Genomic DNA, 14,501 nt, shown 5'->3' on the forward strand with positions numbered 1-14,501 from the left:
AAGAAGGAGAATTGTGAGACAGATTGATATTAAAGTTAGGTAGGTTGATTGTATTTATAAATAAAGGGGTAGGTGGTGTAATTATGAAAAATGTGAATATTGTTATAGTGGATGACTCGCCTTTTCAAATTGCTTTATTGAGAGATTTATTGACAGAAAGTGGATTTAATGTTGTGGGTGAAGCAGGTTCCTTAGAGGAAACTATTGAGGTTGTTACAAATATGAAGCCGGATTTAGTAACAATGGATATGACTATGCCAGGAACTGATGGATTTGAATGTACAAGGGAAATACATAAAATTGATCCTAATATTAAAGTTATAATTGTTAGTTCTATGATGGATGATGAAATAGTAAGAAAAGCGAAAAAGAATCACGTATGTGGGTACGCACAAAAGCCAGTAGATGCAGAAGAATTAACATTATTAATAAATAGAGTTATGGCAGATGAAGAATTGTTTTTAGAATTGGAAGGTCTATATTCATCAGTGTTTAGAGAGGCTCTATTAGATGTCTTTAATAAGCTTACTAAAACAGTGCCGGTGATTACACATGAAAGTAATGAAAATGTTGAGAAAATTAGTAAGGGAATTTCAATTGTCATGGGGGTTATAGGAAAGTATTCAGGAAGAATAATTTTCGATATGTCATTTGAAACTGCTAATAGCATAGGAAAAGCATTGCTTAAGAGAGAGGTAAAGAATACTGAAGAAATGCTTAATGTTATGTCTGAGATAACAAATATGGCGGCAGGAAATGCATGTTCAATGATAAATAAAAGAAATAGGATATTTGGATTAAGGGTTGCTCCGCCAACCACATTCCATGGAGAATCAATTAGTATATCGAAAGCAGAATTAGAAACTACTTATTCTGCGAATGCAAAAACTCAGTTCGGAGATTTATCAATTAGTATAGGCTTTGGAAGAGGTGAAGGAGAATGGATGTCAATTATATAAATCCAATATTAAATTCTTTTGCAAGTGTATTGCCACAGTTAGGGTTACCTAATGTAGAGAAAAAGGGAATAAGTCTAAGAGGTAGATTCATAGAGAGTCCTGGAGTTGTCATTATTGTTGGTATTATAGGTGACATTAAAGGTAATGTTATTTATGGGTTAAGCTTAGATGATGCAAAACGAATAGCATCTACAATGATGATGGGAATGCCAGTTGAACAATTTGATGAATTGGCTCAAAGTGCAATTTCAGAACTTACAAATATGTTAACTGCAACTGTAGCAACTAATTTTTCAAAAGAAGATATTAATATAAATATATCTACACCAACTCTTGTACATGGAAACTTTACTGCAAATGCGAGTTCAGATAAAGTTGTATGTGTGCAAATGGGTGTTGGAGATATGAATATTGAGGTTAATATTTCAATGGAGAAAAACACAATTTAGAACATTTATAATTTTTATAATAAAACCATTTGTGATTTTGAATCATAAGTGGTTTTATTAAAGGCGAATTAGATTATTTAAGGAAGTGAATTCATATAAATAAGAGTATATTTTCAAAAGTTTTAAGAATAGCTTTGGGGATTTCTAGAGATATATTTTATGCGATATCAATTATATCCATTATAGTTTTAAGTGTTTTAAATACAACTAGTATATATGGTTATGCAATACAAAGATATAAATTAAATGAATACACTGGATTATCAACAGAAATATTAATGGATAACTATAAAAGAGTAATTTATTATGTTCAGAATCCGTTTATTAAGGAATTAAAGTTTAATAGTATACCTATGAGTGAATTCGGAAGGATACACTTTTTTGAGGTGAAGAGAATATTTATAGCGCTATATGTATTTAGTATAATATTTATTGGCGTTATAATCTTTAAAGTATTGGCTAATAAATCAAATGATTTAAAAAAGAGGCTTATAGCAAATTTCAATAGTGGTGTAAATATGATGGCAGTAATATTCATATTTGTTGGTGCAATATCAGCAAAGGATTTTTCCAAAGCATTTATTTATTTTCATAAAATATTCTTTAGAAATAATTACTGGATATTTGATCCTAGAACTGATCCTATAATAAATGCATTACCAGAAGAATTTTTTATGCTTGAATTAATGAGCATAATAATTTTGTTGGTAGTAGTTACTGTAGTTATAAAGTTACTTTATATTAGAAACAAATTAGGTTCGAAAAGTTAATTATAATTTACTTTTGAAACTCTCTGGTATATAATAACATTTATAAGAAAAACTGATTAAATATAGCGAGGTTAATACGACATACGCTATGTTAAAGACTCTTGCTTTAGAAGGCGGGAGTTTTTTTATTATTAAGGAGGAGATTATTTTGCAAAAGATTATTTATGTTGGAATAGGCGGTTGCATTGGAGCTGTAATGAGATACCTAGTGACCATGCAATCAGCAAAAATGATAAATTCTAATATTCCATTAGGAACATTAATAGTAAACGTAGTCGGAGGTTTCCTTATAGGAATGATAATGGAACTAAGTGTTTCAACAGATTTGATATCGCCCAATTTAAAGCTTTTTTTAACAACAGGTGTTATGGGTGGGCTAACAACATTTTCAACATTTAGCTATGAAACAATAAATTTAATTAGCGACGGAAGATACTTATTTGGAATTGCTAACATTTTATTAAATGTATTTTTAAGCATAGGGGGAGTTGCCTTAGCTAGATTAGTATGTAGTATATCAATTTAGAAAAGAATAATTATTTCAAAAAACTAAAAAAAGATGAGATTAAAGCAATGAGTCTATGAAAAGTATGTTAAAATATATATGAAATTTAAGGGGGATGGACTATTTGAAGTGTAAAATATGTGGTATGGAAATAAATGAAAGAAATTTTAATTTTAATGAAGAAGCTTTTATTAATAAGAATTCGATAGACAATATTATTCATTGTCCATTTTGTGGTGTAGGTAAGGAGTATTTGAGTGAAAGTAACGAAATAATTACAGTACAAAGTGACTCGTTTGATGAAAATACTTTGAAGATTTTAGATCATGCTGTTAAGCTTGAGCTCTTTAATGGTGACTTTTATAATACGGCAGCTATGAGAGCTAAAAATGATAAAGTCAAAAAAGTATTTGGAGCATTATCAAAAATAGAAATATGTCATTCAAAAATACATCAAAGACTAGGTGATTTTATAAAGGCTCCTAATTTAAGTAAAGTCAGCTATGATAGATATGATAGTGATAGTGCACTTTTACAATTAGCAAAACAAAAAGAAGAACATGCTGTTGGATATTATGAAAAATATAAAAATCAGGTTAATGACAGCAATTTATTTGAAATATTTGCAGCTTTAGCTGGCGTAGAGAAAGAGCATGTCATTCTTGTTGAAGAATAGACAATCTTTAATTTGAAAAGATTTAAAGCTTATTTAAATAAAAAATATGAGGGAAGAATTGATGTAAAGTTAATTTTGTTATTGTATTATGGTATGTATGGAATAAATTTAACATAAAGACAGTAATAATGTTCTTGAATTTAGACTTTTTATGTGTTATCATTAACAAGTATCGAAAATGACATTTAATAAATTAATAATAATTTTAAAAATATGTTTTTGATAAAAGCAATGATTAACATGGTTTGACGTCTGAAAAGAGACGATTTTCTCAATAGGAGAAATTAAGGTGCAAACCCTTATCATTCCACCATTGCCATGCTAGATGGGGAGTTAGCGGTGCCCTGTAACCTGCAATCCGCTATAGCAGGATTGAATTCCTCGCTTAGGTATTAGCGATTTATAGTCTGACTTTTGTAAGTGGTGTTGATGACTGGGTCCCACGCAATGGAAGCCCATGAACCTCGTCAGATCTGGAAGGAAGCAGCGATAAGTGGTTCCTTCCATGTGCCGTGGATCAATCTGGTCTGAGCTAACTGCATTAGTAACGTATAGAAAACTAATAACGAAGCGAGGTGCATGGTTTATTTTAATGTTTAATTATAGCATGGAAATGAAAAATTAATTAGGTTATTCTTCAATAGGATTAACATAGGACACACAATAGGATAAGAAAGTGAGGGCATTTCAGTAATGAAATACCCTCATTTTCTTATCCTATTTAATTTAAATTTACTATTTACTTTACAATATTTTTAAGACAGCCTATACCTTCAATTTCGCATTCAACTATATCGCCAGTCTTTAGGAATTTAGGTGGTATGAATCCCATGCCCACACCAGCTGGAGTTCCCATTGCAATAATAGTTCCAGCCTTTAAAGTAATTCCCTGAGACAATTCATGAATTACGTCTTGTATTGAAGTAATCATAAGATCAGTAGTACTATTTTGTCTTAGCTCTCCGTTAACTCTAGAGCATATCCTTAATACTGGAGGATTAACAAATTCATCTTTAGTGACAATACAAGGCCCCATTGGAGTAAAACCATCTAAACTTTTACCCAAATACCATTGTTTATGTCTTGTTTGAAGGTTTCTTGCACTCACATCATTTATTATAGTATAACCAAAAACATAATCAAAAGCTTTTTCTTTAGGTACATATTTAGCGTCTTTTCCAATGATCACTGCTAATTCAGCCTCATAATCTAGACTATCAACTATTTGTGGATAACTAGGGATATAATCACCATCAGCAGTCGCAGTATTAACTCTTTTAGAAAAATATACTGCATATGGTCTATCTCCACCAAAGGCTTCGTTTTTATATCGAGCAGATTCAACTGCATGTTCCATATAGTTGATACCTAAACAAATAATATCTTGATTAGGATTAGGTATTGGAGGCATTTTAGAAATATTCTCTATGGAGATATATTCCTTATCATTATTAGTTAATGATTTTTGTAGAAGATCCATTTCATGATCTGTTATGTTTTCTATTAAACTGATCATGCTATCATAATTAATGCCAAGAGATTTCATAGGATAAACTCCTTGCTCATTGAGAGCTAGTATTCCTACTTGCTCTATACCTTCATGCTTAAAAGTTACAAATTTCATAATACATTCCCCAATTCTAAAGATTTTTTATTTTAAAGTTGTATTGTAGCCCATTTCTAAAATAGAATGTAATTCTTAGTAATTATGATATAGTAATATGAATTTAAAACTGATATTACCGTATATTTATGCCTGTATTAAATTTACAAAAGTATAATGCAATCCATTCTTTTCATCAATAAATTTCTCTGATGTGTATTCAGTATTATAATTTGAATAATTAATTCCAGGGAAATATGTATCGCCTTCAAATTCTTCATCTACTTTTGTTAAGTATAATTTCTTTGCATAAGGGAGAAATTGTTTATAAATTTCAGCACCTCCAATTACAAAGACTTCATCTTCACACTCCGAATATCTTTGAAGTACTGAATTAAAATCGTGCTCTATTGTCACCTTATCTGAATCTACATTAAAATTATTATCTCTAGTTAGAACTATATGTTCTCTATTTGGTAAAATTCCAGGCAATGATTCAAAAGTTTTTCTACCCATAATCATTTTTTTGCCTGTAGTTATTTTTTTAAATCTCTTTAAATCCTCTGAAATATGCCATAATAATTTGTTATCTTTCCCGATTACATTATCTTTAGCAATAGCAACAATTATTGAAATCATTTATTATCCCACCTATCTTAGGCACAATCAAAAAGTATATTATTTTCTTTCATATGCCTTAAATTTAATTATACTGATACGTCCATTTTTATAGATTCATGATGCTTATAATCTTCTAATTTTATGTCGTCAGGAGTAAAATCATAGAAATTTGTAATTTCTGGATTGATCCAAAGTTTTGGAGCATTATATGCATCATTTTTTCTTGTAAGTTGAAGTTTCAAACCATCTACTTGATTTTCGTATATATGAGCATTATTTATTACATGAGTAAATAATCCTGGCTTAAGTCCAGTAACTTGAGCTAACAGATGAACTAATACAGCATACTGAGATGTATTAAATGGAACACCAAGTCCCCAATCTCCGCTTCGTTGAACAAGCATACAGTTGAGCTTCCCATCTGTTACATCCCACATTGTAAGAAAGCAGCAAGGATATAAAGGAGCGCTATCTAGGTATGGAATCTGCCATAAATTAATCATCATTCTTCTATCTTGTGGGTTATTTTTTAATGCATCTATTAATTTATCCATTTGATCGAACTTTTTCACTATCCAACCATAAGAAGTTCCAATAGTTCCGTCTTCCATCATCCATTCATCCCATATTTTTACGTTTTGAGATTGAAGTTCTTTTACACTGTTTGATTGATCTTTAAAGATCCAAAGAAGTTCTTTAACGGCAGTTTTAAATGCCACAAATTTTGTTGTTAGTATTGGAAATTCTTTTTCTAAATTAAATTGCATAATTTGATGAGGTAGTTTATAAGTCTTGACTCCAGTTCTGTTATTATCGAAGTAACCATTTTCTAATATATCATTAGCAATGGCTAAATATTTATCATCATATAAACTCATTATAGATATGCCTCCTTATATTTAAAAATTATTTTTATAATAAAATTATTCAATATACATTTTAACCTAAAGTATTTAACAAGTCATCCAATATATTTTATATAAAAGCATATTAAAAGTATATGGTCTTCAGAAGGAGTGTAAATTCAAGAAACTATTAGTATTTATTTTTAAAGATTTTTATATTACATATATTTATTCAAATATATGTAATATAAAACTAATTGTGTATTTTGCATTGCACAAGCAATAGTGTATAATAATGTTATATTTAAGAGAAATGGCGAGGTGGTATCCCGTGGGTTATACAGCACTATATAGAGAGTGGAGACCAAAGAATTTTGAAGACGTTGTTGGACAGGAACATATAACTACAACGTTAAAAAATGAAATTTTAAACGATAGAATTGCACATGCTTATCTTTTTTGTGGAACTAGAGGAACAGGAAAAACATCAACTGCAAAAGTAATGGCAAAGGCATTAAATTGTCTAGATTTACAAAATGGAGAACCATGTAACGAGTGTGAGATGTGTAGAAAAATAAATGAGGGATTAGCAATTGATGTAACAGAACTTGATGCCGCTTCTAATAATGGTATAGATAAAATTAGAGACATTATAGATGATACAAAATATCCGCCCCAGGAAGCTAGGTATAAAATATATATAATGGATGAGGTTCATATGCTTTCAGTAGGAGCAGTTAATGCGTTCTTAAAAACTTTAGAAGAGCCTCCTAAGAGAGTAATATTTATATTAGCCACAACAGATCCGCAAAAGCTACCTATAACTATTCTATCTAGATGTCAAAGGTTTGATTTTAAGAGAATAAGCCAAAAAGAAATATCTAGCAGACTTAAAAAGATAACAGATTCTCAGGGAATAACTTATGAGCAAAAAAGTTTGGATTTAATTTCAAGAGTCTGCGATGGTGCAATGAGAGATGCATTAAGTATATTAGATCAAGCGATTGCTATGGGTGAAGATAAAATTAACTACGAAGATTTAGTTAGTATATTGGGACTTGTGACAAATGAATATTTGTTTGACATAACTTATGCCATTATAGATAGAAGTATTGAAAAATCCATGATTATAATTGATAAGCTTGTTTATTCTGGTAAGGATATGCAATTGTTCATTAAAGATTTAATAGCACATTTTAGAAATTTACTTATGGTAAAGGTTACAAATAATCCAGAAGAAGTTTTAGACATGTCTCTTGAAAATATTCATTTAATTAAAGAACAGGGAAGAAAGATTAGAGTAGAAGAAATAATGAGAGCTATTAGAATACTTCAGGATTCGGAAACAAATTCAAAAGCTAGCAAGCAAAGTAGATTATATTTAGAGCTTGCTATTATAAAGATGTGTAAAATTGAGTATGATACTTCAAATGAGGTTATTTTATCAAGAATAAACAAGTTGGAGGAATCATTAAAAACTGGCAAGATTCGAATGGTTCAATCAGAAAATATTAATGAAGAATTAAAATCTGCACATAATAATATAGGAACTAATTCAAATAATAATCAAAGTAGAAATGCTATTAATAAGGGTAACATAAATAGTAACAGTGTTAATTTAGAAGCTAATCCAAATTCATCGTTAACAGTAGATGATGTTGGGAGAGTATGGACAGAAATATTAGAAAAGTTCAAGGCAAAGAGGGCAATGATTGTTTATGCTTCAATCGTTACAGCAAAGCCATATAGCTTAAAAAATGGTATAGCTACACTTGAATATGATTCAATGTATGCATTTAATAAAGATAGGTTGCAGAAGGCAGAATACAGAGAAATTGTGAATACCGTATTTTCAGAAGTTCTAAAGGAAAAAGTAATTGTAGATTATGTAGTAAAAAATGATAATGAAGTAAAAGATCAAGAAGAGTTATTAAAAGAAACAATCGAAGGAATACCATTTGAAATATATGATGAATAAGAAGTTACTTATTCATTAAACTTGAGTATTAATAAAAGATGTTTTATAATTAATGAATGAGATTCAAGAAAGAGGAGGATTTTTTATGGCAAAAGGTGGATTTCCAGGAGGCTTTGGTGGCGGAAATATGAATAACCTTATGAAGCAAGCACAAAAGCTTCAAAAGCAAATGGAAGATATGCAAAAGGAACTTGAGACAAAGGAATTTGAAGCATCAGTAGGTGGTGGTGCTGTAGTTGTAAAAGTAACTGGTAAAAAAGAAGTATCATCAATTAACATAAAACCAGAAGTTGTAGATGCAGATGACGTTGAAATGCTTGAAGACCTAGTAATGAGTGCTGTTAATGAAGCACTAAGAAAAGCAGAAGAGGAAACTTCAAGCAAAATGGGTAAACTAACAGGCGGAATGCCAGGCGGGTTATTCTAAGAATTTCAATAGTTATTAATAAGTTAGCATACAGGAGTGTAGAAGAAACTTCAGCCTGTATGCTTTTTATAATAGGCTAAAAATATAGATAAAGGAGAATTATAAATTATGATGGAGTTTTATCCAGTAGCCATAGAAAAGTTGATAGAAGAATTTGCCAAGCTACCAAGTATTGGACAAAAGACGGCTCAAAGATTAACATTACATATATTAAATCTTCCGGATGATGAAGTTAAGGAATTTGCGGATGCATTAGTTAAGGCAAAAGGAACGGTTAAGTATTGCTCGGTATGTGGAAACTTTACAGATAAAGATCCTTGTGCATTATGTGGGAATCCTAATAGAGATAAGGGTACAATATGTGTTGTAGAGCAGCCAAAGGATATTATGACAATGGAAAAGGTTAAAGAATACAATGGAGTATATCATGTATTACATGGAAATATATCTCCAATGCAAGGAAGAGGTCCTCAAGATATAAGAATTAGAGAGCTTGTTTCTAGAATGAACGAAGATGTAAAGGAAGTAATATTAGCAACGAATCCTAATATAGAAGGAGAGGCAACTGCAATGTACATATCTAAGATACTTAAACCTCTTGATGTTAAAGTTACTAGGATTGCTTCAGGTATACCTGTTGGTGGTGATTTAGATTATGCAGATGAAGTTACATTATCTAAGGCACTAGAGGGAAGAAAAGAGATATAAAATAAAGGAACCTAAATAAAATTAGGTTCCTAAAAAGTGTTACATAGATGGGAGTTAGAAGTTTCTATCTGCATGAGTGAAAAGCTTCTTAAGTATAATATATATAAATTTGAAAAAGTGTTACAGTATTAAAATAAATTATGAAATCAAATTATGTATATTTTTACCATTGAATGGATAAAATGGTAGTAAGAAGTTTTTTGGAGGGATTTACATGAATAAAAAAAATATTGTAGAGTACCTGATGAACAAGACTAATGACTCAACTATGTATGCTAAGTTATTACATGATATGGAAATTGCAAAAATGGAAATAAATGTGGCTCGTAGCATGTTTAATAATGTTAACGATGACAAATTAATAGAAGTAGCTATTTATTCAGAGAATGTTGCAAGAAAAAGATATGATTACTTATTATCAATAGCAAGAGAAAAGGGGATAAGAGTAGAACATAATTATGTAGTAGAAAATAATGTACGAATTGTTGAATAAATAAAGTGGGGGAGCTAAATATGGAGGGACAATATTTAATATATGGATTAGCAGGGATAATATTATTATTTTTAATGATAAGATTATTAAAATGGCCGATAAAAATACTTATAAATGGTATCATAGGCGTTGTAATATTATATTTAGCTAATTTTATAATTGCAAATCTCGGATTAATAGGCATAAATGTTAATTTTTCGCTGGCGATTAATCCAATTACCGCTTTGATAGCAGGTTTTTTTGGAGTTCCTGGTGTTATTGTTTTGATTATAATAAGGTTATTTCTTTAATTGAGTTTTAGAATTTTCATTTAGAGAATTTTGACATTGCAAAATTTAATAATTGTTCAAAGATTGTCTGTATTTAGAAATATAAAAAGTTCATTATGTTTCTAAATACAGATTTTGTTATTTTTAATTATAATTATGTTTGTTAATTAAGTGATTTTGAGTTAATATTTAATGTATAAGGATTAAAATTCCTAGAGTATTATTTATTTTCCAAGGGGGGACTCTTTTAACTTATTGAGATTAGTTTTATATTGAAATTAATATAGTAATTTTTTATGTATAAACAATAAAAGAGTATATTATGAGTTACGTATAAGAAATAATTTATGAAGGGGAAAAGAAAGTGAACAAAGAATTTCTTAAAAAGATTATAATAACGGGAATGACAACTCTAATGGTAACAAACATGTGTTATATCTCAGCATCAGCTAAATGGATTAATGATAAGAACAATGGTTGGAGTTGGTTAGATGGAGATATTAAAATTACTGGTTGGAAAGAAATTGATGAAAAGTGGTATTATTTTAATACAGATGGAATAATGAAAACAGGATGGCTTAGTGATAATGGAAAATGGTACAACCTATCTAATAGTGGAGAGATGACTATAGGTTGGAAAAAGGTTGGTGAAAAGTGGTATCACTTTAATAATGATGGGGTAATGAGCATAGGATGGGTAAATGACAATGGCACTTGGTATTATACTAATTTTAGTGGAGAAATGGAAACTGGAACATTAGGCATAAGTGGCAAAGTTTATACTTTCTCTGATAGCGGAGAAATGCTAAATGGTAATACTGAGCAAATAGAAAGTGGATCAGAGAATGTAAATGGTGTAAAGGATGACACGAATTCTCGTATTGCATATGTTGCGACAAATAATGATTCATTAAACGTTCGATCAGATGCATCAACTTCGTCAGATATAATTGACAATATATACAGAGGTGCACAGGTTAAAATTGTTGATGATGAAAAGAATGGATTCTATCCCATAATAATAAATGGAAAAAGGGGATGGGTAAGCTCTAAATGGGTCACGTTTAATAAACCTGAAGATGATACAACAAAGAGTCCAACCTCTTCTAATATACCTAATTCTAGTGTAGATACTCCATCAGTAGATAATAAAAATTCTAATGCGATCAGTAGTTCGCTTAGTGATATAAGGAATACACAGCCAAGTACAGATAATAAGTATTACTATTCTGATGATAATCTTTTTTATAAAGTTAAACTTTCGCCACCATTTTATAGTGGAGGAAAACCGATTAAAGGAAATTGTACATGGTATGCTTGGGGACGCGCTTGGGAAATTACAGGAGTAAAGCCAAGTGATGCAGGATTTATAGGAAATGCCTATGAATGGTGGGACGCAAATCAAAAAAGCGGTAAATACCAGTATGGTTCTCAACCTAGAGTAGGAGCTATTGCAGTTTGGAAATCTAACATGCCTAATTCTGGAGGCGATGGACATGTAGCAATAGTTGAAAAAATAGATGGTGGTAAAATTTATATATCAGAATCAACTTGGAATGGTGTAACTTTTAGGTATAGAGAAATATATGATACCAATTATTTATATGGATATATTTATCTGGACAAGGCAAACCACTAAGAATTTCATAAGCTAAAGGGGCTAGGGAGTAGTTTTTATTAGTGAAACATAATAAATATTATTGCACATGTAATATAAACAGAGGTTAATAGTAAGTTATAAAAGCTAATTATAAAAAGCTATCCTGAAAGAGAGGTGTAGTAATGAAAAAAATTAAAAAGTTAAGTATAGTAGCAAGTATAGTAGCATTTATGCTGGTTGTATCTAATGGATCACATAATGTTGCAATGGCAGAGGAATCATCAGTAACAAACAATAGTCAAGGAGTAAGATTAAATGATGATTTTTATGATGCAGTAAATAGTGATTGGATTAAAAATGCTAAAATTGAAGATGGAAAATCTACTGCGTCTACTTTTGATGATGTTGAGAATAAAGTAACAGAACAAATCAAAGATATAATTAACAATTTGTTGATTAATAAGGATGCGTATAAAGAAAATAGTGATGAGAAGAAAATAATAAATATTTACAATAATACTTTAAATATAGAAGCAAGAAATAGAGAAGGGATAAAACCAGTAAAGGAAAATTTAGATGAAATTAAATCAATTGGAACAATAGATGATATTACTAAGCTCTGGAAGGATAAGAGGATATTAAACTCAACAATAAAGTTTTCTGTAGAAAAAGATATAAAAGATGTGAAAACAAATATACTTTATATAAGTCCTATTGCGCTTAGTTTAGGGGATTCAGATGAATATACTAATCCAACAGAGAATAGCAAAAAAGAGCGTAAGTTAACGGAAGATTATTATAATAAAATATTGATGTTAAGTGGATATACTCAACAAGAATCTCAGAAAAAAGTTGATGATATGTTTAAATTTGAAGAAATGGTAGCTCCGTATATTAAAGGAAAAAAGGAAAAGGCTACAACTAAGAATTTGATTGATGAACAATATAATGTATATACAGTAGCAGAATTAAATAATTTAGCTCCTAATTTAAATCTACCAGAAATTATGAATTATATGGGAATAGACAAAGCTAATAAGATTATTTTAGAAGATCCAGAATGGTTGAAAGCATTTAATAAATTATATAATCAAGAAAATTTACCTCTCATTAAAAATTATATTGAAATAGTTAATTTACTATATGCATCAAATTATTTAAGTGAGGATTTTGAAAATGCCAATAAAGAATACGCAAGTAATATGCTAGGCATAACTGGTAATGTATCAAAAGAGGAAGAGGCCGTTGATAATGTAAATTCTATGATGGGAATGGCTATTGGAAGACTTTATTCTGAAAAATATGTTCCTGAAAAGACTAAAAAAGATGTAGAGTCCATAACAAAGGATATTATAGCAGTTTACAAAAAGAGAATTGATAATCTTGATTGGATGAGTAGTCAAACTAAAAAAAATGCTATTGATAAGCTAGATAAGTTAAAGATAAAGATAGCGTATCCTGACAGTTGGAATGATTATTCAAAGTTAGATATTAAATCATACGAAGAAGGTGGATCACTTTTCCAAAATGCAATGACACTTAGAATATTTGAGCGTGATAAGATGTTTAATAAAATAAACAAACTAGTGGATAAAGATGAAGATCAGTTTAAACCTCAAACAGTCAATGCTTTTTATAGTGCAACAGAAAATTCAATTATTATACCAGGCGGAATAATTCAAGGCCATTTTTATGATGTAAATGCACCTAAGGAAGTTAATTTAGGCGGAATTGGAGTTATTATTGGTCATGAAATTAGCCATGCCTTTGATAATACTGGAGCTCAATATGATTCTGATGGTAACCTTAATAATTGGTGGACCGAAGAGGATTATAAAGAATTCATGCAAAAAACTCAAAAGGTTGCAAATTTTTATAGTCAGATTGAAGCAATGCCTGGTGAAAAGTTAGATGGCAATCTTACTGTGGGAGAAAATATTGCAGATATAGGTGGAGTATCCTGTCTTTTAGATATACTAGGCGAAATGAATAATGCAAATTATAAAGCGTTTTTTGAAAGTTATGCAGTTACTTGGAGGCAAATAACAACAAAAGAATATGCAACATATGCATTAATCATAGATGTTCACTCTCCTAATAAGGCTAGAGTAAATGCAGTCCTACCACAATTTCAAAAGTTCTATGACACATATGGAATTACTGAAAAAGATGGTATGTATGTTAAGCCGGGGGATAGAATAGGGATTTGGTAAATGATATCTTATATGTTTTAAGTGAAAAAGTAGGTAGCTTTTCAAAAAAGCTATCTATTTATTTATTAATGGCTTATAATTTGACATTCATTAATTTTGAGTTAATAATAATGTAAGTATAAAGTTAAAGGAGTAGTGATACTATTATGCCAGCAGGAAATGGAGTAAATTGCGGAGATTGTGGAGAGCTAAAGCAAGGAAGATGTAATGGAAAGGATCTGACTTGTTTATGTTATAAGTGCCCAAGAAAATTAGCACAATGTATGTGTGTTAAATATTGTAGAGAAACTGAATCAGTATTATATTTTGATGAAGAGAATTAAAATATAACTTTATAATTACTTTAAATGTACTCCTAAAGGAGTATGCTTAGTATAAAAAATAA

The 14,501-nt window shown here is 29.9% G+C and carries 16 protein-coding genes and 1 other RNA gene; 14 read left to right on the top strand and 3 right to left on the bottom strand.

What is annotated here, in order from left to right:
- The first annotated feature begins 83 nt into the window (after positions 1-83).
- The 6 genes from L1S46_RS11495 (at position 84) to ffs (ending at position 3,942) form a co-directional block, all read left to right on the top strand.
- Entirely contained in the window at positions 84-959 is an 876-nt protein-coding gene (locus L1S46_RS11495; protein WP_023974910.1) for a response regulator, read from the top strand.
- Positions 941-1,408 carry a chemotaxis protein CheX gene (locus tag L1S46_RS11500; protein WP_065419240.1) on the top strand — a complete coding sequence of 156 codons (468 nt, stop codon included), beginning with the start codon at positions 941-943 and terminating at the stop codon, positions 1,406-1,408. Before L1S46_RS11495 ends, L1S46_RS11500 begins: the two co-directional genes overlap by 19 nt.
- Before the next feature lie 134 nt (positions 1,409-1,542).
- Positions 1,543-2,178, top strand: a complete 636-nt coding sequence (locus L1S46_RS11505) for a TIGR01906 family membrane protein (protein ID WP_012061107.1) — start codon at positions 1,543-1,545, stop codon at positions 2,176-2,178.
- Positions 2,179-2,326: 148 nt separating this feature from the next.
- Positions 2,327-2,704 carry a fluoride efflux transporter CrcB gene (gene crcB / locus L1S46_RS11510; RefSeq protein ID WP_023974908.1) on the top strand — a complete coding sequence of 126 codons (378 nt, stop codon included), beginning with the start codon at positions 2,327-2,329 and terminating at the stop codon, positions 2,702-2,704.
- Positions 2,705-2,807: 103 nt separating this feature from the next.
- Positions 2,808-3,359 carry a ferritin-like domain-containing protein gene (locus L1S46_RS11515; protein ID WP_052483046.1) on the top strand — a complete coding sequence of 184 codons (552 nt, stop codon included), beginning with the start codon at positions 2,808-2,810 and terminating at the stop codon, positions 3,357-3,359.
- 316 nt (positions 3,360-3,675) lie between these two features.
- An RNA gene (gene ffs / locus L1S46_RS11520) (signal recognition particle sRNA large type) lies at positions 3,676-3,942 on the top strand.
- A 156-nt stretch (positions 3,943-4,098) separates the two neighbouring features.
- On the opposite strand, the gene L1S46_RS11525 is transcribed toward ffs, so the two are convergent.
- The 3 genes from L1S46_RS11525 to L1S46_RS11535 all read right to left on the bottom strand — a co-directional run bounded on the left by L1S46_RS11525 (position 4,099) and on the right by L1S46_RS11535 (position 6,461).
- Positions 4,099-4,983, bottom strand: a complete 885-nt coding sequence (locus L1S46_RS11525; protein ID WP_238900063.1) for a fumarylacetoacetate hydrolase family protein — start codon at positions 4,981-4,983, stop codon at positions 4,099-4,101.
- 126 nt (positions 4,984-5,109) lie between these two features.
- The gene (locus tag L1S46_RS11530; protein ID WP_012061103.1) at positions 5,110-5,601 is read right to left on the bottom strand and encodes a dihydrofolate reductase; all 492 of its coding nucleotides are present in this window, start codon (positions 5,599-5,601) and stop codon (positions 5,110-5,112) included.
- Between the two features lie 68 nt (positions 5,602-5,669).
- The gene (locus L1S46_RS11535; RefSeq protein ID WP_017212280.1) at positions 5,670-6,461 is read right to left on the bottom strand and encodes a thymidylate synthase; all 792 of its coding nucleotides are present in this window, start codon (positions 6,459-6,461) and stop codon (positions 5,670-5,672) included.
- A gap of 298 nt (positions 6,462-6,759) precedes the next feature.
- Here L1S46_RS11535 and dnaX point away from each other — a divergent pair, with 298 nt between their 5' ends.
- The 8 genes from dnaX (at position 6,760) to L1S46_RS11575 (ending at position 14,439) form a co-directional block, all read left to right on the top strand.
- Positions 6,760-8,406 carry a DNA polymerase III subunit gamma/tau gene (dnaX, locus tag L1S46_RS11540; RefSeq protein WP_012061101.1) on the top strand — a complete coding sequence of 549 codons (1,647 nt, stop codon included), beginning with the start codon at positions 6,760-6,762 and terminating at the stop codon, positions 8,404-8,406.
- Between the two features lie 85 nt (positions 8,407-8,491).
- Positions 8,492-8,833 (top strand): YbaB/EbfC family nucleoid-associated protein, encoded by a 342-nt coding sequence (locus L1S46_RS11545; RefSeq protein WP_023974902.1) that lies wholly within the window; start codon positions 8,492-8,494, stop codon positions 8,831-8,833.
- Between the two features lie 111 nt (positions 8,834-8,944).
- Positions 8,945-9,541 (top strand): recombination mediator RecR, encoded by a 597-nt coding sequence (gene recR, locus L1S46_RS11550; protein ID WP_023974901.1) that lies wholly within the window; start codon positions 8,945-8,947, stop codon positions 9,539-9,541.
- A gap of 214 nt (positions 9,542-9,755) precedes the next feature.
- Positions 9,756-10,034: a YaaL family protein gene (locus tag L1S46_RS11555; RefSeq protein ID WP_012061098.1), complete on the top strand. Its 279-nt coding sequence runs from the start codon at positions 9,756-9,758 to the stop codon at positions 10,032-10,034.
- Between the two features lie 20 nt (positions 10,035-10,054).
- A complete protein-coding gene (locus L1S46_RS11560) occupies positions 10,055-10,324 on the top strand; it encodes a pro-sigmaK processing inhibitor BofA family protein (RefSeq protein WP_023974900.1) in 270 nt (89 codons plus the stop codon).
- Positions 10,325-10,667: 343 nt separating this feature from the next.
- Positions 10,668-11,942 carry a CHAP domain-containing protein gene (locus L1S46_RS11565; RefSeq protein WP_041900545.1) on the top strand — a complete coding sequence of 425 codons (1,275 nt, stop codon included), beginning with the start codon at positions 10,668-10,670 and terminating at the stop codon, positions 11,940-11,942.
- A 143-nt stretch (positions 11,943-12,085) separates the two neighbouring features.
- Complete coding sequence (locus L1S46_RS11570) at positions 12,086-14,116, top strand: M13 family metallopeptidase (protein WP_012061095.1); 2,031 nt, start codon at positions 12,086-12,088, stop codon at positions 14,114-14,116.
- A gap of 146 nt (positions 14,117-14,262) precedes the next feature.
- Positions 14,263-14,439 (top strand): hypothetical protein, encoded by a 177-nt coding sequence (locus L1S46_RS11575; RefSeq protein WP_012061094.1) that lies wholly within the window; start codon positions 14,263-14,265, stop codon positions 14,437-14,439.
- Positions 14,440-14,501 lie beyond the last annotated feature (62 nt).

Origin of the sequence: Clostridium sp. YIM B02500 (genome assembly GCF_022324665.1) — a bacterium.
Classification (GTDB): domain Bacteria; phylum Bacillota; class Clostridia; order Clostridiales; family Clostridiaceae; genus Clostridium; species Clostridium beijerinckii.